The following is a 23,486-nucleotide window of genomic DNA, read 5'->3' as shown; positions in this document are numbered from 1 at the left end:
CCTCCGCCCCTCACACCGCGTTGATCCCCCGCTCTCCGACCGTAGAAGGCGCGGGCAGTTGCCGCCAGCGCCGAACGGACTACCGCGTGGTCCGGGTAGTCATTCGGAAGCACTTCGGTAGCCGGTCGTGACTGAATTGCGCCACGTCATCGTCGGATGACGGACAGTGTTGAGGTGACCACAGATGATCGACCACCGTCACGGCAGCCTGGCCCGGATCGTGGACACGGAACGGCGCCCGTTGCGGCCGATCGGGACGTCGGCGTACGAGGTCGCGCGGCGGACCGGTGAGCTGCTGACCGGTCTGCTGCGGCTGCCCGGCGTCCGGCTCTACCAGGGCGTACGGCTCAACGGCAACCCGCCGCTGCCGTACGCGCTCAGCGCCGGCTCCCGCGTCGTGCTCGTGGACGCGGTCGCCTGGCCACCCGGCTCGTACGCGACCAGCGCCGCGGGCGCGGTGTACTGCGGGGACGTCTACATCGGGCAGTCGTCCCGGCCGCTGCTCGCCGCGGTCCGCCGGCTGCGCCGCCTGCAACCCCGGGGTCACCGGGTGAGCGCCGTCGTCGTGGTCCACCCGAGCCTCGACGGCCGCCTGGACCTGCCCGCGGCCACCGGCACCGAGGTGACCTGGATCGAGGCCGGCGATGCCGTGGCTGCCATCCGCGGCCGACTGCGGCCGGGTCAGCTCCGCCGGGGACCGTCGCGCGCGGTGGAGGCGCTCGCTGCGGCCAGCGGCGGGCCCCCTATCGGCTGAGCTGGTCATCGGCCACGTCGTACGGGCGGCCCACGGCCCACACGCGGTCGAACTCGGCGACGAAGTGCCGGAACCAGCGGGCGTCACGATCGGCGTACAGCGGCAGGGTCGGCTCCTGCGTGCCGCAACGGTGCGAGTAGATGTCGACGCGTACCTGACCGTGCGGGGTCTCCGCGTCCACCGCCACCAGCCCGAACGCCGGGACGAAGTCGAGCAGCCGTACCTGGAGCCGGCCCGGTCCGGCCGCCGCCCGCTGGGCCAGGCCCTCCAGCAGGTCCAGGGTGGGCCGCAACCGGTGCTCGAAGATCGCCGGGCTGTCGGCGATGGTGCTGCGCCGTGCGGCCTCGGCGACCGTCGCCGCCTCCGGCGCGATCAGGGCGATCCGTACGGTGGCGCCCGCGTCGAGCCGCTGCTGGAGGGCCGCGTAGTGGTTGCGGATCGTCCGGGCCAGGGTGACACCCACGGCGCGGATGTCGTCGGCCGTGCCCAGATCCAGGTCCACACCGGAGGTGGACGGCGCCAGCAGCCGGTCGGCGCTGGTGCGGTCGCTCATGGTCCGGCCCAGCTCCGTGACCGAACGCGCCAGCGCCCCCAGGGCCGAGCGGCCGTGCAGGGAGCTCAGCGCGAGCAGGCCGAGGGTGGTGAGGGTGGCTCCACCGGTGACCGCGGGCCCGACCACATCCAGGGCGCCGAGCACACCGACGGCTACGGCCACCGCGATCGTCAGGACCAGATCGAGCGCACGAAACATCATGCCATCACCTCAGAGTGTCGGGGGGTACACCCACCGTAACAGACTTAGTGTCCTGTTGACACGAACCCTGGGCCTAGTTATTGTGAGTTTGACAGTAAGGCGGATGGGCCGACGGCCGAGGCGGACGACCGGCCCGGGCCCACCCCGCCGTACTGGGCAGGCCGGCGTTCCCGCCGGCCCGCCGGGGACCGGCCGCGCGGGGCGCCGCGTGGAGGCCGGCCAGCCTCCGGATCCCGCGTCGTCCGAACGCGGGAGAACGCGAGCGCCGGGTCCCCTCGCCGTCATCACGACTCCATGAAGCTCCGGGAAGGAATCACCATGCCCGTTACCCTGCGCCGCGCTGTGACCCTCGTCGTCACCGCAGCCGCCCTCGCCCTGGGCGCGGCCACCGTCGCGTCCGCCCCCGCCTCCGCCGAGCCGGTCTGCCAGGCCGGCACCAACTGGGACGGGGTCCTGAAGATCTGCCGCTGATCACGGCCCAGCACAGGGTGCCGGCGTCCCTCGGGACGCCGGCACCGCCGTGCGCCGGTCTCAGCGCGAACCGGTGCGCATGATCGGCGGATTCAGCGTGGTGGCGGGCCCGGCCCGGTAGAGCGCCGCCGGCCGGCCCGTGGCGGGAACCCGCTTGTTGTCGGTGGGCTCGACGAACCCCTCGGTATTGATCACCTTCCGGCTGAAGTTCCGCGGATCCAGCGGCTCGCCCCAGACCACCTCGTAGACCGAGCGCAGATCCCCGATGGTGAACTCGGCCGGACAGAACTTGGTCGCCAGCGTGGTCAGCTCCAGCCGCCGGCGCGCACTCTCCACGGCGTCGTCCAGGATGCGGTCATGGTCGAAGGCCAGACTGCCCCGGACCTTGTCGACCGGGATCCAGGCGGCGCTGCTGGCATCCGACCCGGCGGTCGGGATGGGCAGATCCGGCATGATCGCCAGGTACGCGACGCTGACGACCCGGCCCCGGGGGTCACGCTCGGGGTCGCCGTACACGGCGAACTGCTCAAGATGCAGCTGACTGCCGTCGAGGCCGGTCTCCTCACCGAGCTCCCGCACAGCGGCGGCGCCGATGTCCTCACCGGTGCGCACGAAACCGCCCGGGAGGGCGGGCTGGCCGGCGAACGGCTTGTTGCCCCGGGTGATGACTAGCACCTGCAGACTGCCCTCACGAACGGTGAGAATGGCAAGGTCCACAGCGATGCGCAGCTGCGCATGGTCCCGATTGGTCACGTGCTGAGCATAGCTTGATGTTGTTCTGACATGAACCCGCTGGGAACGCGAGAAGCCCGGCCGATCGCAGCGGATCGGCCGGGCTTCTCGGGTCGTAGGAGGATCAGGCGAGGTCGAAGCGGTCCAGCTCCATGACCTTCGTCCAGGCCGCGACGAAGTCCGTCACGAACTTCTCGCGGGCGTCCTGGCTGGCGTAGACCTCGGCGAGCGCCCGCAGCTGCGAGTTCGAGCCGAAGACCAGGTCGACCGCGGTCGCGGTCCACTTGACCTCATCGGTGGTCACGTCACGGATCTCGTACACGTTCTCGTCCGACTGCGACGTCTTCCACCGGGTGCCGGGGGAGAGCAGGTTGGCGAAGAAGTCGTTGGTCAGCACGCCGGGCCGGTCGGTGAGGACGCCGTGCTGCGACCCGCCGACGTTCGCGCCCAGGGAGCGCAGGCCGCCGATCAGCACCGTCATCTGCGGCGCCGTCAGGTCGAGCATGTAGGCGCGGTCGATGAGCAGAACCTCGGGCTGGGTCTTCTCGCCGGGGCGCAGGTAGTTGCGGAAGCCGTCGGCGCGGGGCTCGAGGACCCGGAAGGAGTCGACGTCCGTCTGGTCCTGGCTCGCGTCGGTGCGGCCCGGGTGGAACGGCACGGTGACCTCGACGCCGGCGTCGCGCGCCGCCTTCTCGACCGCGGCCGAGCCGGCCAGCACGATCAGGTCGGCGAGCGAGATCTTCGCGCCGCCCGCGTTGTTGAACTCCTGCTGGATGCCCTCGAGGGTGCCCAGCACCGTCGCGAGCTGCTCCGGCTGGTTGACCTCCCAGTTGCGCTGCGGCTCGAGGCGGATCCGGGCCCCGTTGGCGCCACCGCGCTTGTCGGTGGAGCGGAAGGTCGCGGCCGACGCCCAGGCCGTGGAGACCAGCTGAGCGGTGGTCAGGCCGGACTCCAGCACCTTCGCCTTGAGGGCGGCGATGTCGGCGTCACCGACGAGCTCGTGGTCGACGGCCGGCACCGGGTCCTGCCACAGCTGCGGCTCGGCGACCCACGGGCCCAGGAAGCGGCTGACCGGGCCCATGTCGCGGTGCAGCAGCTTGTACCAGGCCTTGGCGAAGGCCAGCGCGAACTCGTCCGGGTTCTCCAGGAAACGGCGCGAGATCTTCTCGTACGCCGGGTCGAAGCGCAGCGACAAGTCGGTGGTGAGCATCGTCGGCTTGTGCTTCCGGGCCGGGTCGTACGCGTCCGGGATGATCTCCTCGGCGTCCTTGGCCACCCACTGCTTGGCGCCGCCGGGGCTGGTGGTGAGCTCCCACTCGTAGCCGAAGAGGATCTCGAAGAAGCGGTTGCTCCACTGCGTGGGGCGGTCGGTCCAGGTCACCTCGAGGCCGCTGGTGATCGTGTCGGCGCCCTTGCCGCTGCCGTACGTGCTCAGCCAGCCCAGGCCCTGCGTCTCCAGGTCGGCGCCCTCCGGCTCCGGGCCGACGTGGTTGTCGGCCGGGCCGGCGCCGTGGGTCTTGCCGAAGGTGTGGCCGCCGGCGATCAGCGCGACGGTCTCCTCGTCGTTCATCGCCATCCGGCCGAAGGTCTCCCGGATGAAGTGCGCCGCCGCCCGGAAGTCCGCGCTGCCGCGGGGGCCCTCGGGGTTGACGTAGATGAGTCCCATCTCGGTCGCGCCGACGTTCTCGGCCATCTCGTTGTCGGAGACGTAGCGCTCGTCACCGAGCCAGGTGTCCTCCGGGCCCCAGAAGATCTCCTCGGGCTCCCAGACGTCCTGGCGGCCGAAGCCGAAACCGAAGGTCTTGAAGCCCATCGACTCCAGGGCCACGTTGCCGGCCAGCACGAGCAGGTCGGCCCAGGAGATCTGCTGGCCGTACTTGGCCTTGACCGGCCACAGCAGGCGCCGGGCCTTGTCGAGGTTGGCGTTGTCGGGCCAGCTGTTGAGCGGGGCGAACCGCTGGCCGCCGTCGCCGGCGCCGCCGCGGCCGTCGTGGATCCGGTACGTGCCCGCGGCGTGCCAGCTCATCCGGATCATCAGGCCGCCGTAGTGACCGAAGTCGGCCGGCCACCAGTCCTGCGAGGTGGTGAGCACCTCGGTGATGTCGCGCTTGAGGGCGTCGACGTCGAGCTTGGCGAACTCCCGGGCGTAGCTGAAGTTCTCCCCGAGCGGGTTGCCCTTGGACGAGTGGGCGTGCAGCACGGACAGGTCGAGCTGGTTGGGCCACCAGTCGCGGATCGTGTGCGGCCGGCCGCCGGTCTTCGGCGTCGGCGAGTCGATCGCCGGGTTCTCGCTCTCACTGCCGGTCGCGGTCACCGAGTCGTGCGCGACCGGGCAGCCTTCCGCCGCCATCTTGTCCACGCCCTGCGCGCTCGCCGGGGCGTTGTCCTGGGTGTCGCTCATCTGTTTCCTTCCGAACTGGCGGATCCTTGGGCAAGGCGTTCGGTCGCGCAGTCGGGGCAGGTGCCCCAATAGACGACCTCCGCCTCGTCGACCACGAAGCCGTGGTCGTCGGAGGCGGTGAGACAAGGGGCATGACCGACCGCGCACTCGACGTCGGCGATGGCGCCGCAGGAGCGGCACACGACGTGGTGGTGGTTGTCTCCCACCCGGGACTCGTAGCGAGCCGTCGCGCCGGCCGGCTGGATGCGCCGGATCAGGCCGGTCTCGGTGAACGCGCGCAGCACGTCGTACACCGTCTGGTGGGAGATCGCGGGATGCTCGGCCCGGACCAGCGCGATCACCGTGTCGGTGTCGACGTGCGGATGGCCCCGCAGTGCGGTCAGCACAGCCAGCCGTGGCCTGGTCACCCGCAACGAGACCGCCCGCAGCTGGGTCTCGAAGTCGGGCGTCACCGGATCAACGTAGAGGCTTTTCTGGAATAGTTCAAGTTTGCGCGGTCAGCCGAGCGTGGCGGCGGCGTTCACCGCCATCTGCTGGTTGAGCTGGTCGGCGCGGGTCACGCCGATGGCGTCGGTGTCCTGCTCCCAGCCGCGCGGCAGCTCGACGGAGATGCCACCGTTCCCGGCGACCCAGGACGCGGTGGCCTCGGCGGTGCCACCGGCCGCCTGGATCTTGGCAAGGGTGGCGGTCTGGAACTGGATCGGGTGTCCCGCCCCGGCGCCGGCGATCATGTGGTCGTACATGCCCTGGTAATCGGGGCGGGTCTGCTCCAGCACGCCACCGGTCCGGCGCGCGATCAACGAGTTGTTCTCCCAGACCCCGAACGCGCCCATCGTGGCGCGCTGGTAGTCCATGAGCTGCACGGTGACGGCCGGGTCGGTCGCCATCCGGCCGCCGGCGGCGATGAACTGCCAAGGGTTGTACGCCACGGACGACGTGATGCCCTTGGGCGAGAAGGCGTCGTGGTGGGCGGCGATCACCGTCTCCAGCGCCGCCCGGTCGGCCGTGGCGGTGTACCCCCTGTCGAGCGCCTGCTTCCGGTTGGCCGCCACCCCGAGCTGCTTGACGCACGGCTCGGCGAAGACCGTGCACGTCCCCGAGACGGTCACCTCACCCCAGAGCGGCTCGTCCTCCAGCGCGGCGGCCAGCTTGGGCAGGAAGGCGTTGTACGCGGCGAGGAAATCGTCCGCCCACCACACCGGCACGTCGTACAGGTCAGGTTCGACGGCGTCGGGGTCCTCCCATTCCCGCATCGGACCACCGCCGAGCGCGAGCGCCCAGCCGGGCGACTGCCAGCCGGCGAGCAGCCGCAGCTTGAGCCGGGAGTAGCCGTGTTGCCGCGCAAGGTCGGCCGCGGCCTGGAGCTTCGTCAGTGCCTGGCTGCTCAGGTCGCCGCCGGGCTCGGGCTGGGCCTCGGCCCAGGTGAGCGGCTGGACGAAGCCGCGCAGCCGGGCCGCGCTCGCGTCGCGGACCAGCATCGGGTCGCGGACCAGCAGGCCGGTGACGCGCCCCCGTAGCGGCGCGGCGCCCGAGGTCGCCCCCGCGGCAGTGCCGAGGGCGGGCGAGGCCGCTCCCGCGGGGGCGGCCGCCGGCGTGGCTGCAGCGGATGCGGGTGAGGCTGTGACGCCGGCGACGGCAAGCGGCACGCCGGCCGCGACGGTCAGAAATCCACGCCGATTCATGTCCGGCGACGCTATCAGTCCGCAGACATCTGCGAGGGGCACCCGGACGGGTGCCCCTGCACGGAACCGCCATCGGTGCGTCGGCCGCGTCCTAAGGTGAACGTATGGATTATCAGGTCAGCGTGAACGTGGAGAAGATCGCGCAATGGCAGGTACGCCTGAGCGGCCTCGCCGACGCGCACAAGGGACAGCCGATCGAGGCGCACCTGCGGGCGCTCGCTGCTGAGCTGTACGCCGAGGTGCCGGAGGAGTGGTGGGCCAGCCAGCCCGCGCCGCTGGACAACCGGGTCCGCAACACCTGAGCCTCGCTGGTCACCCGGTGGTGGAGGTGCGCCGGGGCGGGCACTCCCGGAGCAGTCGATCGGTCTGCTGGGCGCGGTCCGTTCGCGCAGTCAGCTGTCCCCGACGCTGCTGCAGGGGTTCCCTCGTCGCGTCGTCCAGGGCTTCGCGGTGTCCTGGTAAGACCTTCGCCAGCGCCATCAGCGCCCAGTACTCGTTGAAGGGCTTGTCCTCGGAGACGGCCGTCTCGGCGAGGGCGCGGGCCCATGCCGGGTCGGGGTCGGTTTACAGGTAGGCGAACGCGGCGAGCCGCAGGCCGCGGTCGGCGCTGCCCAGGTGACTCTCGACGTCGAAGCTCCGGGCGTTCTTCAGCAGGGCGATCATCTCGTGCACCAGAGAGGTCATCCGCGCCGTGCGGTCAGCGCCGCTGGGCATGGTCCACCGGATCTCGTTGTATCGCGCCGCGAGCTCCTTGATCGGGTCGGGCGCGGCGGCCGCGCCGGACGGCTGGGCTTGGTGCAACGCTTCCCGCACGCCCTCGCCAGATCACCGGCAGTTCCGCACGGCGAAGAACACCACGACGATCGTGGCGACGCCGACGGCCAAGATCGCACCGGCCGTCCACTCCAACGGTCTGGGCTTGCGCCGAGAGACCTGCGAGGTTTTCTTGGTGTCCATCCGTCGGCCCTCTCCGTCGCGGCGCGCTCAGGCCCGACGGTCGGCGGCCTGCCAGTCAATGTGCGACCCGCCGGCGTCGCCCAGGGACGAGATGCCAAGATCTGTCGGGCGCAACGATGCGGGGCCTCGGGACCCGATCGGTCATCGGCGGAAATGGGCTGCTAGCTGCGGCGACGCGCACCTTCGCTGATTTCGGCGGTATTTCGGCGGGGTGACGCCTGCCCGCGCAGGATTCGGACTTTTTGGTTTGTAATCTTTACTTTCGTCGATGGCAAACATAGATTGCTGTCATCCGACGAAAGTCGTGGCGGTCGATGCGGAAAGCGCGGCCCCACCGTGGACACCCCTCGATCTTCTGCACCCCTTGACCGGTTGCGAACAGGTGGGCGAGACGCATGGAAGACAACGTTGTCAGCTGGCCTCGGAAGAACGTCTCGCGGCGTTCGCTGGTCGTCGGTGGCGCCCTGGGGTTGACCTCAGCTGCCGGTGGTGCGGCTGCGCTGCGCGCTGAGCCGGCGCGGGCTGCTGCCGGTGCCACGCGCAAGGTGACCATCTACGCCGAGGCGTTGCCGGGAGGGCTTTTCGGCTACGGGCTCGCCCCGGGCAAAGCCACCGTGCCGGGCCCGGTGCTGGAGATGTGGGAGGGCGACACCCTCGAGATCACCCTGGTCAACACGACCAACCAGCGCCTGTCCATCCATCCGCACGGCGTCGACTACAGCACCGATTCCGACGGCAGCCCGCTCAACGATTCCTTCAACAAGCCGGGGGAGACCCGCACCTACGTGTGGCGGTCGCGGGAGATGTTCGCCGCTGAGGGGCGCCGGTTCATGCCCGGTAGTGCCGGCTACTGGCACTACCACGACCATGCGATGGGCACGGATCACGGCACCGGCGGGGTCGCCAAGGGACTGTACGGCGCGCTGATCGTCCGGCGCCGCGGCGACATCCTGCCGGAGAAGCAGTTCACCGTGGTCTTCAACGACATGATGATCAACAACCGGATGGCGCCGGACACGCCGATGTTCGAGGCGAATCTCGGGCAGCGTGTCGAGTGGCTCGCCATCGGGCACGGCGGCACGTTCCACACGTTCCATCTGCACGCACATCGCTGGGCCGACAACCGCACCGGCATGCTCGAAGGTCCGGCTGATCCGAGTCAGGTCATCGACAACAAGGACCTCAACCCGGGCAGTTCCTTCGGCTTCCAGGTGCTCGCGGGCGAGGGCGTCGGGCCCGGCGCCTGGATGTACCACTGCCACGTGCAGTTCCACTCCGACGGCGGGATGGCCGGGATCTTCCTGGTCCGTAACGCCGACGGGAGCATGCCGCCCGGTGCCGAGGAGGCCATCCATCGCTTTCAGGGTCACGTCCACACAGCGCAGCACGGCTGACGAGCAAGGGGGCTTGGGATGAGACGAGGACTACTCCTGCGACGGGCATTGGCTGTCGCCGTGCTCATGGTGGGCCTGGTGCCCGCGACCGGGACCGCGGCTGCCGCCGCACCGGAGCCGGCCGCGGCCCTGGAGGTGCTGGTCTTCCACGGGCCCGTCGCCGAGCAGCAGGACCCGGTGGCCCGCGCGGCCCAGGCGATCAAGGAGCTTGGGCAGGCGGACGGCATCGCCGTCACCGCGACCACCGACCCGGCGACGTTCACGCCCGCCACGCTGGCCCGCTACCGCGCGGTGGTGTTCCTGTCCGCCGCGGGAGCCACGCTGAGCCGGCCGCAGGAAGCGGCGCTGCAGAGCTATGTGAAGGCAGGCAACGGTTTCGTCGGCATCGGCGACGCGGCGAGCGCGCAGCTGGACTCGGCCTGGTTCACCGGGCTGATCGGCACCCGGCCGGCGGGTAGCGTCCCGGTCCCCGAGCCGGTCGCCAAGGTGACCGCGAGCGGGGAGAACGCGCCCAACGAAAGCAAGGAGAAGCTGAATGATGGTGACGCGAACACGAAGTGGCTGGTGCGAACACCAACCGCCTGGGTCGCCTACGAGCTGAACAAGCCCACCGCGGTCACCGGATACTCGCTCACCTCCGCCAACGACTTCGTCGGCCGGGACCCGAAGGACTGGACCCTCCAGGGCTCCGCCGACGGCACAACCTGGTCTGATGTGGACAAGCGCGCTGGGCAGACGTTCCCGGACCGCTTTGTCATGCGCAGGTTCGACGTCACCGGCGCAGTCGAATACAAACACTACCGCCTGAACATCACGGCCAACGGCGGCGAACCGCTGATTCAGCTCGCCGAGCTGCGGTTGTTCACCGGCGCGACGACGGCACCGCAGCCGCCGGGTGTCAACGAGGCGGTCGTGGACATCCTGGACCGGCAGCACCCGGCGACGAAGAGCCTGCCGACGACGGTCAAGCGCACCGATCGTTGGTACAACTGGGATCCGAACCCGGTCGGCACCGTGCATACGGTCGCGCAGGTCGAGGAACGCTTCTACGACCCCGGTCCGAGCGCGAACGGGCCGTTCCACCCCGTCTCGTGGTGCCGCGACTACGACGGCGGCCGGTCCTTCTACACCGGCATGGGCCACACCGAGGGCAGCTACGGCGAAGCCGCTTTCCGCACGCACCTCGCCGGCGCGCTGCGCTGGACCACCGGCGTCGAACGCGGTGACTGCCAGGCCACCATCGCCGCCAACTACAAGGTCGAACGGCTCACCGCGGCCAACAAAACCGGCGAGCTCGACCAGATCGGCGAGCCGCACGGGCTGACCATCGCCGACGACGGCACCGTCTTCTACGTCGGCAAGGCCGCCTGCCCGAGCGGGCCGATCGTCGACTGGGCCAACCCCAAGGTCGGCCTCGGGTGCGGCACCATCCACTCCTACGACCCGAAGACCAAGCAGGTCAAGCTGTTGACCACGTTGCCGGTCATGGGCAACCGGGGCAGCGGCTCCGAGCTGGTCAAGAACGAGGAGGGTCTGCTCGGCATCGTGCCCGACCCGGCGTTCGCGACCAACGGCTGGCTCTACGTCTACTGGATGCCGCACGACTCCATCGACCGGGAGAAGCGGATCGGCCAGCGCACCGTCTCGCGGCTGACCTACGACAAGGCGACCCAGACCATCGATCAGGCGAGCCGCAAGGACCTGCTGCAATTCCCGGTGCAGATCCACAGCTGCTGCCATGCCGGCGGCGGCATGGCTTTCGACAAGCAGGGCAACCTGTACGTCGGTTCGGGCGACAACAACTCGTCGGAGGGCTCGAGCGGCTACTCCGGCAACAACTGGACCGCCGAGTACCAGGGCGTCTCGTTCCAGGACGCCCGCCGGACCTCGGGCAACACCAACGACCTGGCCGGCAAGATCATCCGGATTCACCCGGAGGCCGACGGCACGTACACGATCCCGGCCGGAAACCTCTTCCCGCCCGGCACCGACAAGGCCCGCCCGGAGATCTACGTGATGGGCGTGCGTAACATCGCCCGGCTCGCGATCGACCCGGAACGCCAGTGGCTGACCGCCGGCTGGGTCGGCCCCGACGCCGCCTCACCGAGCCCGACGCTGGGCCCGGCCAAGTACGAGACGGCCACGATCATCACCTCGGCGGGCAACCAGGGCTGGCCGTACTGCATGGGCAACAAGCAGCCGTACCGGGACCGCAGCAGCACCGACGCCACCGTCCTGACCGGCTGGTACGACTGCGACAACCTCAAGAACGAGTCGCCGCGCAACACCGGGCTGGTCGACATCCCGCCTGCCCGCGACAACATGATCTGGTACGCGCCCGACGGCGGCGGACCCGTCTTCCCGCCCCGGGCCGACGGCAGCGGCATCCCCACCTACGTCAAGGCCGACGCCACCTACACCCAGCCTTACCTGCGCGGCGGCGGTCAGGCGATCATGTCCGGTCCGACGTACCACCGCGACCTGGTGGACACCGCCAGCGGCGTGGCCTGGCCGCAGTACTGGGACGACAAGTGGTTCATCGGCGACCAGTCGAACGCCGCGAACCGCGTCGCGGTCACCGTCGACCCGGCCGGGGTCCCGCGACAGGCACCGCCGGTCTTCGGTGAGTCGCTGCGGGCCATCATCCCGAGCGGCAACGGCGACGCCCGGCTGCAGAGCTGGATGGACGCCAAGTTCGGCCCGGACGGCGCGCTGTATCTGCTGGACTACGGCGGCGGCTTCTTCAGCCTTCATGCCAACCAGAAGCTGATCAGGATCACCTATCAGGGCGGTGCGCCGACCCCGGCACCCACCGCGTCCTCGGTCGCCGTCCAGAACAAGCCGCTGACCGTCGCGTTCTCCGGGTCCCGGTCCGGCGGACTGTCGTACCGCTGGGAGTTCGGTGACGGCGGCACCTCGACCGAGGCCAACCCGCGCCACACCTACGCCAAGGTCGGTAAGTACACCGCCAAGCTGACGGTGACCTATGCGGGCGGCGAGACAGCGACGACGCAGGTCGCCGTGACGGTCGGCTGTGCGACGCCGGACACCCGCACCACGGTGTGGGTGGACCAGACCGACACCGGAGTTCCGAACAGGACGGTCGGTGAGGGCTGCACCATCAACGATCTCATCGATGACGAGAGCGGCTGGGCCGACCACGACAGCTTCGTGCGGCATGTCACCGCGGTCACCCGTACGCTCGATCTCACCAGCCGTGAGGCCGGCGCCCTGACCCGTGCGGCCGCCGGATCGGCGGTCGGCCGGCCCGGGCACAAGGGCTACGAACCGCTGTACGACGGCACCGCCCAGTCGTTGCTCGGCTGGGAACAGGCGCCCGCCGGGCAGTTCACGATCCAGCCGGACGGCTCCCTGCGGGCCAGCGGCGGGCTCGGGATGCTCTGGTACACCAAGCCGTTCGGCGACTTCTCCCTCAAGCTGCAGTTCCGGGACGTGGCACCGGGTACGGCCCGCGCCAACAGCGGCGTCTTCACCCGGTTCCCGGACCCACGCGTCCCGCTGGATGAACGTCCGCCGGGCAGCTGCGGCACCACGGGCTCGGCCCGGACGTCGCAGGCGTGGGTGGCCATCTACTGCGGGCACGAGATCCAGCTCTACGACGGTGAGACCGGTGAACCACAGAAGACCGGCTCGATCTACAACTTCGACCCGGTGACACTCGCCGACGCCCGGGTCACCGCGAAGAACGTCTGGAACACCTACGAGGTGCGCGTCGTGGGCCAGCACTACACGATCCTGCGCAACGGCGTGGTCATCAACGAGTTCGACAACACGCCGGGCAAGCAGTCCTCGCGCGCCGGTGACCCGCCGACCGATCTGCGGCAGTTCACCAGTGGCTTCATCGGGCTGCAGAACCACAGCGACACCGACCTGATGGACTTCCAGAACATCCGGGTGAGGCCTCTATGATCCGCTTCTTCAAGGTGGCGCTGCTCGGCCTCCTGCTCGTGCTGTCCCCGGTGGCGGTCTCTCCGGCCGCCGCCGAGGGAACCCTGACCTGGACGGCCGACGACGACATCACCCGCTACAAGTCGGCGCCCGCGTCGGCCACGCCCGGGGCGACGACGATCGTCTTCGAGAACAGCGCGGCCACCGGCAACACCACCGGCATGCCGCACACGCTCACCTTCGACACCACCACCGAGGGTTACAACCATGATGTGAACCTGAACATCCTGGCCAGCCCGTTCGACACGAACAACGGCCGGCATCAGGCGACCGTCACCCTGACCCCGGGCAAGTACCGCTACTTCTGCTCGATCCCGGGGCACAGCTCGATGGTCGGCGAGCTGACCGTCACCGACGGCGGCGGAGGCGGGGACACCGCAGCGCCAACTGTCTCCGCGCAGGTCTCGGGGGAGCGGAACGCCGCCGGTGACTACCTGGGCAGCGCGACGGTGACGGTCTCGGCCTCCGACGCGGGGTCGGGCGTCGACACGGTCGAGTACCAGGTCGACGACACGAGCTGGACGCCGTACACGGCTCCGGTGACGGTGACCGCCATCGGTGACCACTCGGTGCAGTTCCGGGCCACGGACAAGGCGGGCAACGCCTCGGCGGCCGGCTCGGTCTCCTTCACTGTGGTGGAGCCCGGGCCGGGGGAGGACACGACCCCACCGGTGGTCACCTCTCAGGTCACCGGCGACCGGAACACCGCCGGGCAGTACGTCGGCAAGGCCACGGTCGCCATCACGGCCACCGACGCGGAGTCGGGGGTGAAGACCATTGAGTACAACGTGGACGGTGGCACTTTTGCGGCGTACACGGCGCCGGTCGTGGTCGACACGGTCGGGTCGCACATGGTGCACTTCCGGGCCACGGACGTCGCCGGCAACGCCTCGGCCGAGCAGATGGTGAGCTTCACCGTGGTCGCCGCACCGGTTCCCGACACCACGCCGCCGGTGACTTCGGCCGCGGTGCGTACCGAGGCGGACGGCAGCGCGATCGTGACGGTCACGGCCTCGGATGCCGGATCGGGGGTCGCCTCGATCGAGTACGCGCTCGACTCGGGCGCCTGGACGGCGTACACGTCAGCGGTGACCGTCCGGGCGCCGGGCGCGCACACCCTGCGCTACCGGGCCACCGACGTGGCCGGGAACGCCGCGGCGGAGAAGTCGGTGACCTTCACGGTCGTGCCGCCCGCGACCGGCGACTGCCCGGTCCCGGACACCCGCCCCACGGTGATCATCGGGGATCAGGACACCGGCATCGCCAACGCCGACACCGGCAACGGCTGCACGATCAACGACCTGATCGCCGAACACGCCGGCTACCCGACCCACGCCGCCTTCGTCCGGCACGTCGAGGCGGTCACGGCACCGCTGGTCGCCGCGGGCCGGCTCACCGCCCGCCAGCAGGGAACCATCGTGCGGGCAGCGGCCCGCTCCGACGTCGTCAAGGGAGTACAGCGATGAGACGTACCGCCGCGAAGCTGGCCATCGTCAGTGCCGTCGTCACCGCCGCGGCGCTGACGATCGCCCCCACCAGCGCCAGCGCCGACCTGGTCACCCACTGCGTCGGCACCGGCGGCGCGGTGACCGTGCCGAACGACCTGCTGGTGCCGGCCGGTAAGTCGTGCGCGCTGACCGGCACGACCATCACCGGCAACGTCAGCGTGGCCGCGGGCGCCAACCTCGTCGTGACCGCCGGCCGCATCAGCGGCGAGATCCAGGTCGCCGCGGACGGCTACCTGGACGCCGGTACGACCGCCATCGGCGGCGGCATCGAGCTGGCGTCCGGCGGCTACGGCGTGTTCCTCAAGGACACCGGAACAGGCTCGATCACGGTACGGCCCAAGGGATCCGCGACGAACGACAGCTTCCTGTTCGCGGAGAACGCGGCCATCGACGGCACGGTGACCGCGAGCGCGGGCGAGATCCGCCTCGACCGCAACACCGACGTGACCGGCAACGTGAGCACGACGGGCAGCTACTACACCGACGTGCACGACTCGTTCGTCGACGGGACGCTGTCGGTGCTCAACAGCTCAACCGGAAGCGTGATCTGCGGCAGCGCGGTCCGCGGCCGGGCCACCTTCGCCGGCAACCTCGGCGGCGTCCAGCTGGGCCCGAACGGCACTTTGGACGGATGCGCCTCAGGTGGCTATTGGGGGCGTGACGTGAGCATCACCAACACCACGGGCGGGGTGAATGTTGAGGACAACATCATCGACGGCAAGCTGACGACAACCTCCAACACGCCGGCGGCCAAGGTGGCGGCGAACAACCGCATCCGCGGCGGCGTCGCGGGGGAGCAGGGGTCGGCGGCGGCTCGGGTGTCGGCCAAGCGGAGCTTGCCGGAGCGCGAGGCGAAGGGCGAGGAGCGTGCTGCGGCGCGGACGTCGTCGGCGGTCCAGGAAGCGGACGCGGCGGGAGACGCCGGACTCTGATCGGCAGGCGGCCCGGGGATCACACGATCCCCGGGCCGGCCTCCGTTCACTCGGGAGCGCATTGGCCCGGTCGCTCACCGAGCGGCCAGTAACCGTACGGGTCCAGATGCTCGTCGCTGACCGTCAGGACGCCGCCGACAAAGGCGCACTCGGGTGCGGCGATGAAAACGTTGCCCTCGATCGTCTCCCCGTCGGTCAGGGAGTACGAGGATGCGAGCTGCCCGGCCACGTCCATCCCGATCGCTGGATAGGCGGTGCCGTCCTCGGCCACCACTCGGAAGTCCTCCGGACCGGGCGTGACCGGGCAATGCCCCACCACGCGGGCTTCGACGTCGACCACCAGCCAGGTCTTGTCGCCCGCGTAGAGAACCGGCTCCTTGAGGCCGGTGCGCCGCATCGAGCGGATCGTGTAGACCACAGCACCGTCATAACCGCTCTTCTGAACGGTCATCGGTTCGCGTGCCGACCCGGCCACCAGTTCTGACCGAGCTTCGGCGTCGTCCAGGTCCTCGGTCGAACAGCCCTCCGCCGCCGTCAAGACGGAGACCTCGGGTCCATGGGCGCTCGCGGACAGGAGCGGTGCAGGCGAGGCGGGCGGGCTCTCCGGGCGGGCGATGATGAAGCCGGCCACGAGCAGCACACCGGTCCCACCGCCCACCAGCCACGGGGTCAGACGGGATCTCACCGGCGTCCTATCGGCATCCCACCCTCGCCGATGAGGATTCTGGTCGCCCGGTCGACGGCGTTACTGTCCCGAGGCCGGCGGGGTCGGGCCGAGCCGGCGGAATTCCACCTCGAACGTGTAGGCCCGGTCGGCCGCCAACTGATACTGCGGCAGTACACCCGGCCCGCATGAGGCGGACCCGAGCCCGTTCTGGCCGAGGTCAACATTGAGGTGCACCCGATCGGACGGCTTCAGCTCGTACGGGTGCCGGGCCGCGGCCAGGTCCGCGCTCGTCCAGCGTCGCACCGCCAGTTCGAACGTCGGGCGGCCGCTCATCTCCAGACCGTTGCCGTCCGGTGCGGTGATGCGGGCCCAGCGCACGCCGGTGCGGTTGCCGTTCTCCTGGGGATGGACGTACGGCGTCTGCATCTCGTCCACCCGCAGGCGGTACCGGCCGAAGCGCACCGCCTGCCCGCTGTCGGCGTACGCCTCGCCCGGACCGTCGCCGAGCCACTCCACCACGTCCAGGTCCGCCGGGCCGGCCAGGTGCAGACCCAGCCGGGGCAGTACGCCGCTCCAGGCTCCGACCGGCTCGGTGCTGACCGACAGCGTCACGCCGTCGTCCGCGGCCGTCCAACGGTAGGTGGCGAGGACGCCCAGGTCCGTGGCGGCCGGGGCGACCCGGGTGCGGACCACGAAGGCGTCGCCATCCACACCGAGGTCGATGACGCGGTGCTGCAGGCGGTCCAGGCCGATCCGGCGCCATTCGCTCGCCACCGCGTCGCGGACGTCGCGGGGTGGGGCGTCGTTGTCCGTCGGCGCGCGCCACAGGTCCAGCCGGGGGCCGGTCACCGGTAGGTCGTCCAGGCTCAGCAGCAGGCCGGTGCGCGGGTCGAACCGGGCGGCGCCGACACTTACCAGGCCGCGTACCGGATGCCTGGTCTTTCTCCGGGTGGGCTGCGCGCGGGCCGGGAGTCGCACCTGGGTCCAGGCGATCTCGTGGCCCGCCGGAGCCCACGGCTGGTCGTGGGCCAGCCGGGCCCGGACCGTCAGCCAGGTGTCCGCTCCCGCGGCGGGCAGCTCCGGCAGGCGTCCGGTGACCTGAGTGCCGGCCGGGGCGGCCGGCACGGTGAGGCTGCCCTCGGCCAGGGTGGCGCCCTGCTCCTGCACAGTCCAGTCAAAGGCCAGGTGTGAGGTGTCCCTGAAGTCGTACTTGTTGTTGACCTGAACCTCAGCCAGGCCCGGATCGACGGTCAGTCTGACCGGTTCACTGACCTTCTTGAGCTCCAGCAGGCCCGGCGACGGGGTGCGGTCCGGGAACACCAGGCCGTCCGCCACGAAGTTGCCGTCGTGCAGCGGTTCGCCGAAGTCACCGCCGTACGCGAAGTAGTCGCCCTCGCCGCCCGGCACCGGTTGCCGGATGCCGTGGTCGATCCACTCCCAGACGAAGCCACCCTGGCATCGGGGGTAGGTGTCGAAGAGCCGCTGATACTCCGCCAGCCCGCCCGGACCGTTGCCCATGGCGTGCGCGTACTCGCAGAGGATGAACGGCAGCGACCGGCGGTGCGCGTCGGCGGCCGGATCGCGGGTCGGTGGCTCCTCGCCGCGGCCGATCGTGGCGACCTCGTCCGGGGAGGCGTACATGCGGCTGTAGCAGTCGGTGTAGCCGCTGTCCCGGTCACCCTCGTAGTGGATCGTGCGGGAGGGGTCGCGGTCGCGGATCCAGTGGGCCATGGCGGCCAGGTTGCGGCCCGTGCCCGCCTCGTTGCCCAGGGACCAGGCGATGACGCTGGGATGGTTCTTGTCGCGTTCGACCATCCGCTGTGCGCGGTCCACATAGGCCGGTGCCCAGCGGGGGTCGTCGCTGGGATTGCCGCGCCAGCCGGTCACGGTGAACCCGTGGGTCTCCAGGTCGCACTCGTCGACGACCCACAGACCCAGTTCGTCGCAGAGATCCAGGAACTCCGGCGCCGGCGGATAGTGGCTGGTGCGTACGGCGTTGAGGTTGTGCTGCTTCATCATCAGGAGGTCCTGGCGCATCATCGCCACCGGTACGGCCCGCCCGGCGTCGGGGTCCCACTCGTGCCGGTTGACGCCGCGCAGCGACACGGGAGTCCCGTTGACCGTCCACCGGCCGTCGGCCAGCGCCACCGTACGGAAACCGATCCGGACGTCGGCACCTTCCGTGCCGGTCCGCAGCCGCGCGGTGTAGAGCCGGGGTGTCTCGGCCGACCACGGTTCCACCCGGTCGATGACGTGCGGGCCGGCCGCGTCCACGTCCACCAGGCCGAGCTCGGCGATCGTCAGCCGGGCCGGGACGTCGGTGTCGACCGAGACTGTGCCCCGCCCGGTGACGTGGTCGTAAGTGGCGTGCACGAACACGTCGCCCAGTCCGCCCTCGGGCCGGGCCAGCAGCCGGACCGTGCGGAAGATGCCGGACAGCCACCACATGTCCTGGTCCTCGAGGTAGCTGCCGGAGGACCACTGGTGCACCCGTACCGCCAGCACGTTGCGGCTTGGCCGCAGCAGGCCGCCGGCGGCGAACTCCGCGGGCAGCCGGCTGCCCTTCGCGTGGCCCAGCTCCGCGCCGTTCAACCACACCTTGTAGCAGGAGTCGACGCCCTCGAAACGGATCACCGCAGGACCGGCCGGCCAGCCGGCTGGCAGGTCGAAGACCCGGCGATACTCGCCGGTGGGGTTCTCGTCGGGCACGTGCGGCGGATCGACCGGGAACGGATAACGGACATTGGTGTACGCCGGTGCGCCGTACCCGTGCAGTTGCCAATGCGCCGGAACGGCGAGGGTGTCCCAGCTCTGGTCGTCGAAACCGGGATCGGCGAAGCCGCCGGTGACAGCGTCGACCGTGGGGGCGAGGCGGAACCGCCAAGCGCCGTCCAGAGACAGCGCCGCGGCGTCCGAGCCGACGTCGGCCCGGGGCGGGCACAGCCCTTCCCCGGGTCGCAGGTCCTCGTGATACCGATCGGTCATCGGCCGCTCAGCCGGCGGGCGTGGCAGCGGCAACGGCCTCGGCGGCCGTGGTGTGCACCGGCAGGAGACGATCGAGGTTCGTGGCCAGCAGCACCGCGGTGACCGGCGGCTGCACGCCGGCCAGACGCAGCTGCCCGCCGCGCGCAAGCGACTTCCTGTGCAGGTCGACGAACAGACTCAAGCCACCGGAATCGCAGAAGGCCACCGCGTTCAGGTCGAGGACGAGCCACCGGCAGCCGTCCTGGAATGCCGCCTCGGCCGCGTCCTCGAGGGCCTGCCGGCTGTCATGGTCGATCTCGCCGGCCGCGGACAACACCGTGACCGGGCCCTCGCTGGTCGCGGTGACCGTGAGAATCTGCTCTGTCATGAGCGGGCGTCGTCCTCTCGTGTCGCTTGGCCGGCTTTCGGCACGGTGTTCAGGGCCGCCGGGGTGGACCACTGCACCAGCATCAGGGTGGCGTCGTCGGCCGGGGGACCGCATTGATGGTCGACCACGGCGTGCGCCAGCCGGCGCAGGGTCTCGGGCGCCGGCAGGCCGGCGCGCTCGTGCTGCTCGGCCAGATCGACCAGGCGGCCGACACCGAAGCGGTCGCCGGCCGCGGTCCGGGCCTCGGTGACGCCGTCGGTGTAGAGCAGCAGCCGGTCGTCCGGTTCGAGGATCTGCTCGGCCACCTCGGTCACCTCGGCCGACGGGTCGGCGATGCCGAGCGGCATGCGTCCCGGTGCCTTCAGCTCGCGGACGAGCTTGCCCGCGCGTAGCAGCAGCGGTGGCGGGTGCCCGGCGTTGACGAAGCGCAACCTTCCGGTGTGCAGGTCCAGCTCGGCCAGCACCGCCGTGGCGAAGCGGGTGTCCGGGAACTGCTCCTCCAGCGCGGCGTCGGCGGCCCGCGCCTGCTCGTCCAGCCGGCCACCGGCGTTGCGCGTGGTCCGGATCGCGGCGAGCGCGACCGCGCAGGCCAGGCCGGCCCGCAGGCCACGGCCGACCGCGTCCAGGATCACCAGCTGTGCCGTGGTGTCAGCGAGGGCGTAGTCGAACCCGTCGCCACCGACCTCGTAACACGGCTGCAGGATGGCGGTCACCACCACCCGATCGGTGCTGGAGGTCAGCGGCGGCAGGAGGCGCCCGAGCAGCTCCGACGCCGTCGACATCGGCCGGGTCCGGCGGACGCGGTCGACATGGTCACCGCGTGTCGTGACGGAAGCGATCAGATGCCCGACGAGACCCGCGAGCAACTCGCAGTGCCGGACCAGCTCCCGGTCCCCGGTGTCCCCGTTTTCCGTCACCACGAACTCGATCACGCCGAGCCGGTCGGTGCCGTCGACCATCGGCACCCACCACCGGCGGACACCGTCCCGGCCACCGAGGGCCGGCGTCGACTCGACGTGCGCGAAAGCCCGGCCCGGCAGCGAACCGTCGACGGACACCGGATCGGGCGCTTCCGCACCCGGCCCGACCAGCGCCCGCAGGGCGGCCTGCTCGTGATCGACCAACCAGACCCGGGCCCGCAGGCCGAGCGGCGCGACCACGGCATCAACCGACGACGGTACGTCCTCAGGGGTCCACAGGTGAGAACGGTCCAGCACCTGCCGCAGCGCCTCGAACCACTGCGACTGCTCCGGCTCACCCATGCGCACCAGCCTAAGTCCGCACCCAGGACCTTGCCGGTCGGGCTGGGTCAGCGGGCCGCGTCCGGATGACCGGGCATGCTCGAGCCGCCACCACTCGCGCCGGAGGAGCCACCCGCCAGGCCGGCGCCGTCGCGACCGGCGTACCCGGGCCGGCCGAGGTCATGCGTCTGCCGGCGGCGACGGTGAGGTAGGCGTGGTGGCGAAGCGCGGTGACGGGAAACGCCGACTACCCGGACATTACCGCTCACACCACCCTTTCCGGCACGACATCCCGGCCCGTCGCCGGCGTTGAAGCGGGGCCCAGGTGGGTATGCGGCGGGCCGAGCTCAACGCGAGGAGATGACCATGTACGACGTCAGTGCGGCCGAGCGTGCCGTCCGCCCGGCCCCGAGGCGCCGCCGGACCTGGTTGCGGGTGTTCCTCACCGGCCTGGTGCTGTGGATCCTCACGGTCGTGGTCACCTTCGTGACGGGCAACCCCAATCTCATCCCGACCCTGGTCCTGCTCGGCAGCTTCCTCGTACCGGTGTCCTTCGTGGTCTGGGCCTTCGGCCGCCGGCACAGCGGTGAGGTCACCGCCGAGCTGCTGTTCACCACGTTCGTCACCGGCGGGGTGCTCGGGGTGCTGGCGGCCTCCCTGCTGGAGTCCTATCTGCTGCACCCCTCACCGGGCCTGTTCCTCGGCGTGGGCCTGATCGAGGAGGCCGCGAAGCTCACCGTCCTGGCCGTCCTCACCCGCAGACTGCAACACAAGTACGCCGCCGACGGGCTCATCCTGGGCGCTTCCGTCGGGTTCGGCTTCGCCGCCTTCGAATCGGCCGGCTACGCCTTCACCGCCCTGTTCACCGAGCAGGGCCTGTCGCTGATGCAGCTGGTCCAGACCGAGCTGCTGCGCGGGCTGCTCGCTCCCGTCGGCCACGGCCTGTGGACGGCCATCCTCGGCGGCGTGTTGTTCTCCGCGAGCGGCCGGGAACATTTCGCGCTGACCTGGCGGCTGCTGCTGGCGTACCTCGGGGTTTCTGCCCTGCACGCGCTCTGGGACAGCATGCACAGCATCGCGCTGCTGCTGACGCTGGTGCTGACCGGTACGCCGTACCAGTCCTCCCTGCTGGAGCGCGGCTATCAGCCGCAGCCGACCGCCGGCCAGACCCATCTCTTCACCGCGCTGTCCTGGGGTGGTCTGTTCGTCGTGTCGCTCGTCGGTATCGGCTGGCTGCTCGCCGTCCGGCGGCACGCCGACCGGGAAGCACGGGCCGTGCTGTGGAGGATCCCGGCCTATCGGTGACCGGGCCTGCCATGTTGGTGCGCGCTGATCAACAAGGTGCGCTACCAGGAGCTGCGCGATCCGGCCCGGCAGGTCGGGGCCGTCCTGGAGCAGGGCATCAGCCGTCCCGGGCAGAGCGGCCGGGCCCACCTGATGACGCAGGCCCTGCTCACCGGGGCCGACCGGGCCCGGATCGACCCGCTGCTGGCCCGGTCAGCCTCGACGACGCCGCGGAGCAACGCTGCGGCGACTGTTCACTCGGCATGCGCCAGCGGCTCGCGGTCGCCCGATCATGGCGGTGCCCGGCGCCGCCGCGGCGGCCATCGTCCGCCTCGCGACCATGCTGTTCGTCGGCTTCGGGGCGTGGATCATCTCGTCGAGGCCATGGAGGGCAAGCTCCAGGAACCACTGCCGTTCTCCGCCTACCTGGACGCGGCCTCGGGCGACGTCCAGAAGCTGCTGGGCTGGACCCTGGCCACGATCATCGGCGCGGCGGTCGCGATCCGGCGCGACCGCACCGGCGACTGACCACCAGCGCGGAAAATCCCGTGAATACGTCATGCCCGCGTGACTCTCCCGGAACTGGGAGGTCACGCGGGCCGGCGTCGGTCAGCCGGCCAGCCGGTCGAGCAGTTCGTCCGCCCACTCCGGCCGGTAGTTGTCGAGCACCGGGAAGCCGTGCGACTGCACCGGGAAGTCCAGCGGCGGCCGGTCGGTCCAGCGGTGCGACGCGCCCGGGTTGTGCTCGGCGTAGCCGTCCGCCGTGAACAGGTGGGGGCTGCCCTGGATCCGCGGCCCTTCGGCGACGTGCCACTGCTGGTAGACCTCGGCCCGGCCACGACCCGCTGCGAGCGCCTCGCCCAGCGCTGCCGCGTCCACCTGCGGGCAGTCCTCGGCGATCTCCAGGATGATCGGGTGCACGCTGATGCACCGGCTTTCCACGAAGTACGCCCTGCGCAGCGCCACGTCGAGCTCCGCGCTGGCGGCCAGCCCGCCCACGGCCGGGTCCTTGGCCGCCTGGACCGCTTCCAGGGCGGGCAACAGGGTGGCGGGGTAGGCGTACTCCGCGCCGCTCCACAGGCGCCAGCCGAGCTCGGGCAGCTTTCCGGCGATCGCCACGATCTCGGCGTCGACCAGCACCTTGGGCGTCGGTATCCGGTTGAACAGCTCGAGCGGGAAAGCGCGGTGGTCGATCCGCAGCCCGATGCCGCGCTCCCGGGCGCGCTCGCCCAGGGTGTGCAACGCCAGAGTCGCCCAGGGGCAGCCGATGTCGGACCAGAACGTGAGTGTGCCGGGCTCCGGGTTGACCACGGCGTCCTCGGCGAGGTCCGCCTGTGGCACGGACTCGGGGGCCTGGATGTCGTCTGTCATGCAGGGACCTTCCCACG

Annotated in this window: 20 protein-coding genes and 1 pseudogene; 9 read left to right on the top strand and 12 right to left on the bottom strand. The window is 70.7% G+C overall.

Going from position 1 to position 23,486, the window contains the following annotated elements; all coding sequences use genetic code 11:
- The first annotated feature begins 184 nt into the window (after nucleotides 1-184).
- On the top strand, nucleotides 185-754 hold the full coding sequence (locus ACZ6S4_RS32480) for a hypothetical protein (RefSeq protein ID WP_465478570.1): 570 nt from the start codon (nucleotides 185-187) through the stop codon (nucleotides 752-754).
- Here the strand turns inward: ACZ6S4_RS32480 and ACZ6S4_RS32475 are convergent.
- Nucleotides 744-1,508, bottom strand: coding sequence for a hypothetical protein (locus ACZ6S4_RS32475; RefSeq protein ID WP_465478569.1), 765 nt, complete (start codon nucleotides 1,506-1,508; stop codon nucleotides 744-746). The genes ACZ6S4_RS32480 and ACZ6S4_RS32475 overlap by 11 nt on opposite strands.
- Nucleotides 1,509-1,826: 318 nt before the next feature.
- On the opposite strand from ACZ6S4_RS32475, the gene ACZ6S4_RS32470 reads away from it, so the two are divergent.
- A complete protein-coding gene (locus ACZ6S4_RS32470) occupies nucleotides 1,827-1,979 on the top strand; it encodes a hypothetical protein (protein ID WP_433719418.1) in 153 nt (50 codons plus the stop codon).
- Nucleotides 1,980-2,039: 60 nt separating this feature from the next.
- Here ACZ6S4_RS32470 and ACZ6S4_RS32465 read toward each other — a convergent pair whose 3' ends face one another.
- The 4 genes from ACZ6S4_RS32465 to ACZ6S4_RS32450 form a co-directional block, all read right to left on the bottom strand.
- Nucleotides 2,040-2,732 (bottom strand): NUDIX domain-containing protein, encoded by a 693-nt coding sequence (locus tag ACZ6S4_RS32465; protein WP_465478568.1) that lies wholly within the window; start codon nucleotides 2,730-2,732, stop codon nucleotides 2,040-2,042.
- Between the two features lie 103 nt (nucleotides 2,733-2,835).
- The gene (katG, locus tag ACZ6S4_RS32460) at nucleotides 2,836-5,112 is read right to left on the bottom strand and encodes a catalase/peroxidase HPI (protein ID WP_465478567.1); all 2,277 of its coding nucleotides are present in this window, start codon (nucleotides 5,110-5,112) and stop codon (nucleotides 2,836-2,838) included.
- Entirely contained in the window at nucleotides 5,109-5,564 is a 456-nt protein-coding gene (locus ACZ6S4_RS32455) for a Fur family transcriptional regulator (protein ID WP_465478566.1), read from the bottom strand. Before ACZ6S4_RS32455 ends, katG begins: the two co-directional genes overlap by 4 nt.
- A gap of 45 nt (nucleotides 5,565-5,609) precedes the next feature.
- Nucleotides 5,610-6,794, bottom strand: coding sequence for a hypothetical protein (locus tag ACZ6S4_RS32450; protein WP_465478565.1), 1,185 nt, complete (start codon nucleotides 6,792-6,794; stop codon nucleotides 5,610-5,612).
- Between the two features lie 104 nt (nucleotides 6,795-6,898).
- Between ACZ6S4_RS32450 and ACZ6S4_RS32445 the strand changes: the two genes are divergently transcribed.
- Entirely contained in the window at nucleotides 6,899-7,096 is a 198-nt protein-coding gene (locus tag ACZ6S4_RS32445; RefSeq protein WP_465478564.1) for a hypothetical protein, read from the top strand.
- A 262-nt stretch (nucleotides 7,097-7,358) separates the two neighbouring features.
- Here ACZ6S4_RS32445 and ACZ6S4_RS32440 read toward each other — a convergent pair whose 3' ends face one another.
- Together ACZ6S4_RS32440 and ACZ6S4_RS32435 are read right to left on the bottom strand one after the other, a co-directional pair.
- A complete protein-coding gene (locus ACZ6S4_RS32440; RefSeq protein WP_465478563.1) occupies nucleotides 7,359-7,607 on the bottom strand; it encodes a hypothetical protein in 249 nt (82 codons plus the stop codon).
- 12 nt (nucleotides 7,608-7,619) lie between these two features.
- Nucleotides 7,620-7,751 carry a hypothetical protein gene (locus tag ACZ6S4_RS32435; RefSeq protein WP_465478562.1) on the bottom strand — a complete coding sequence of 44 codons (132 nt, stop codon included), beginning with the start codon at nucleotides 7,749-7,751 and terminating at the stop codon, nucleotides 7,620-7,622.
- A 395-nt stretch (nucleotides 7,752-8,146) separates the two neighbouring features.
- Here ACZ6S4_RS32435 and ACZ6S4_RS32430 point away from each other — a divergent pair, with 395 nt between their 5' ends.
- From ACZ6S4_RS32430 to ACZ6S4_RS32415, 4 genes and pseudogenes are all read left to right on the top strand, one after another.
- Nucleotides 8,147-9,145, top strand: coding sequence for a multicopper oxidase domain-containing protein (locus tag ACZ6S4_RS32430; protein WP_465478561.1), 999 nt, complete (start codon nucleotides 8,147-8,149; stop codon nucleotides 9,143-9,145).
- A gap of 18 nt (nucleotides 9,146-9,163) precedes the next feature.
- Nucleotides 9,164-13,075, top strand: a complete 3,912-nt coding sequence (locus ACZ6S4_RS32425; RefSeq protein ID WP_465478560.1) for a ThuA domain-containing protein — start codon at nucleotides 9,164-9,166, stop codon at nucleotides 13,073-13,075.
- A gap of 161 nt (nucleotides 13,076-13,236) precedes the next feature.
- Nucleotides 13,237-14,352 (top strand): annotated as a pseudogene (locus tag ACZ6S4_RS32420) (OmpL47-type beta-barrel domain-containing protein); the annotation flags it as partial.
- Between the two features lie 224 nt (nucleotides 14,353-14,576).
- A complete protein-coding gene (locus ACZ6S4_RS32415; RefSeq protein WP_465478559.1) occupies nucleotides 14,577-15,554 on the top strand; it encodes a hypothetical protein in 978 nt (325 codons plus the stop codon).
- A gap of 46 nt (nucleotides 15,555-15,600) precedes the next feature.
- On the opposite strand, the gene ACZ6S4_RS32410 is transcribed toward ACZ6S4_RS32415, so the two are convergent.
- The 4 genes from ACZ6S4_RS32410 to ACZ6S4_RS32395 all read right to left on the bottom strand — a co-directional run bounded on the left by ACZ6S4_RS32410 (nucleotide 15,601) and on the right by ACZ6S4_RS32395 (nucleotide 20,835).
- Complete coding sequence (locus tag ACZ6S4_RS32410) at nucleotides 15,601-16,194, bottom strand: hypothetical protein (protein ID WP_465478558.1); 594 nt, start codon at nucleotides 16,192-16,194, stop codon at nucleotides 15,601-15,603.
- Between the two features lie 105 nt (nucleotides 16,195-16,299).
- Nucleotides 16,300-19,206 carry a glycoside hydrolase family 2 TIM barrel-domain containing protein gene (locus ACZ6S4_RS32405; RefSeq protein WP_465478557.1) on the bottom strand — a complete coding sequence of 969 codons (2,907 nt, stop codon included), beginning with the start codon at nucleotides 19,204-19,206 and terminating at the stop codon, nucleotides 16,300-16,302.
- Between the two features lie 7 nt (nucleotides 19,207-19,213).
- A complete protein-coding gene (locus ACZ6S4_RS32400) occupies nucleotides 19,214-19,573 on the bottom strand; it encodes an STAS domain-containing protein (protein ID WP_465478556.1) in 360 nt (119 codons plus the stop codon).
- Nucleotides 19,570-20,835: a PP2C family protein-serine/threonine phosphatase gene (locus tag ACZ6S4_RS32395; RefSeq protein ID WP_465478555.1), complete on the bottom strand. Its 1,266-nt coding sequence runs from the start codon at nucleotides 20,833-20,835 to the stop codon at nucleotides 19,570-19,572. The genes ACZ6S4_RS32400 and ACZ6S4_RS32395 overlap by 4 nt, the downstream gene beginning before the upstream one ends.
- 345 nt (nucleotides 20,836-21,180) lie before the next feature.
- Between ACZ6S4_RS32395 and ACZ6S4_RS32390 the strand changes: the two genes are divergently transcribed.
- Together ACZ6S4_RS32390 and ACZ6S4_RS32385 are read left to right on the top strand one after the other, a co-directional pair.
- Nucleotides 21,181-22,119 carry a PrsW family intramembrane metalloprotease gene (locus ACZ6S4_RS32390; protein ID WP_465478554.1) on the top strand — a complete coding sequence of 313 codons (939 nt, stop codon included), beginning with the start codon at nucleotides 21,181-21,183 and terminating at the stop codon, nucleotides 22,117-22,119.
- 36 nt (nucleotides 22,120-22,155) lie between these two features.
- Nucleotides 22,156-22,626, top strand: a complete 471-nt coding sequence (locus tag ACZ6S4_RS32385; RefSeq protein ID WP_465478553.1) for a hypothetical protein — start codon at nucleotides 22,156-22,158, stop codon at nucleotides 22,624-22,626.
- An 81-nt stretch (nucleotides 22,627-22,707) separates the two neighbouring features.
- Here the strand turns inward: ACZ6S4_RS32385 and ACZ6S4_RS32380 are convergent, their stop codons facing one another.
- Nucleotides 22,708-23,469 (bottom strand): DsbA family oxidoreductase, encoded by a 762-nt coding sequence (locus tag ACZ6S4_RS32380; protein ID WP_465478552.1) that lies wholly within the window; start codon nucleotides 23,467-23,469, stop codon nucleotides 22,708-22,710.
- Between the last annotated feature and the right edge of the window lie 17 nt (nucleotides 23,470-23,486).

Source organism: Actinoplanes sp. NPDC051405 (assembly GCF_055586185.1).
The sequence above is the reverse complement of the archived record's forward strand: the minus strand, read 5'-3'. Positions and strand labels throughout refer to the sequence as shown.

Excerpts from the sequence above, each read along its gene's own strand:
- ACZ6S4_RS32480 (WP_465478570.1), top strand. The coding sequence starts at position 185 with ATGATCGACCACCGTCACGGCAGCCTGGCCCGGATCGTGGACACGGAA.
- katG (WP_465478567.1), bottom strand. The coding sequence starts at position 5,112 with ATGAGCGACACCCAGGACAACGCCCCGGCGAGCGCGCAGGGCGTGGAC.
- ACZ6S4_RS32430 (WP_465478561.1), top strand. The coding sequence starts at position 8,147 with ATGGAAGACAACGTTGTCAGCTGGCCTCGGAAGAACGTCTCGCGGCGT.
- ACZ6S4_RS32445 (WP_465478564.1), top strand. The coding sequence starts at position 6,899 with ATGGATTATCAGGTCAGCGTGAACGTGGAGAAGATCGCGCAATGGCAG.
- ACZ6S4_RS32395 (WP_465478555.1), bottom strand. The coding sequence starts at position 20,835 with ATGGGTGAGCCGGAGCAGTCGCAGTGGTTCGAGGCGCTGCGGCAGGTG.
- ACZ6S4_RS32415 (WP_465478559.1), top strand. The coding sequence starts at position 14,577 with ATGAGACGTACCGCCGCGAAGCTGGCCATCGTCAGTGCCGTCGTCACC.
- ACZ6S4_RS32475 (WP_465478569.1), bottom strand. The coding sequence starts at position 1,508 with ATGATGTTTCGTGCGCTCGATCTGGTCCTGACGATCGCGGTGGCCGTA.
- ACZ6S4_RS32380 (WP_465478552.1), bottom strand. The coding sequence starts at position 23,469 with ATGACAGACGACATCCAGGCCCCCGAGTCCGTGCCACAGGCGGACCTC.
- ACZ6S4_RS32400 (WP_465478556.1), bottom strand. The coding sequence starts at position 19,573 with ATGACAGAGCAGATTCTCACGGTCACCGCGACCAGCGAGGGCCCGGTC.
- ACZ6S4_RS32425 (WP_465478560.1), top strand. The coding sequence starts at position 9,164 with ATGAGACGAGGACTACTCCTGCGACGGGCATTGGCTGTCGCCGTGCTC.
- ACZ6S4_RS32435 (WP_465478562.1), bottom strand. The coding sequence starts at position 7,751 with ATGGACACCAAGAAAACCTCGCAGGTCTCTCGGCGCAAGCCCAGACCG.
- ACZ6S4_RS32390 (WP_465478554.1), top strand. The coding sequence starts at position 21,181 with ATGTACGACGTCAGTGCGGCCGAGCGTGCCGTCCGCCCGGCCCCGAGG.
- ACZ6S4_RS32405 (WP_465478557.1), bottom strand. The coding sequence starts at position 19,206 with ATGACCGATCGGTATCACGAGGACCTGCGACCCGGGGAAGGGCTGTGC.
- ACZ6S4_RS32470 (WP_433719418.1), top strand. The coding sequence starts at position 1,827 with ATGCCCGTTACCCTGCGCCGCGCTGTGACCCTCGTCGTCACCGCAGCC.
- ACZ6S4_RS32450 (WP_465478565.1), bottom strand. The coding sequence starts at position 6,794 with ATGAATCGGCGTGGATTTCTGACCGTCGCGGCCGGCGTGCCGCTTGCC.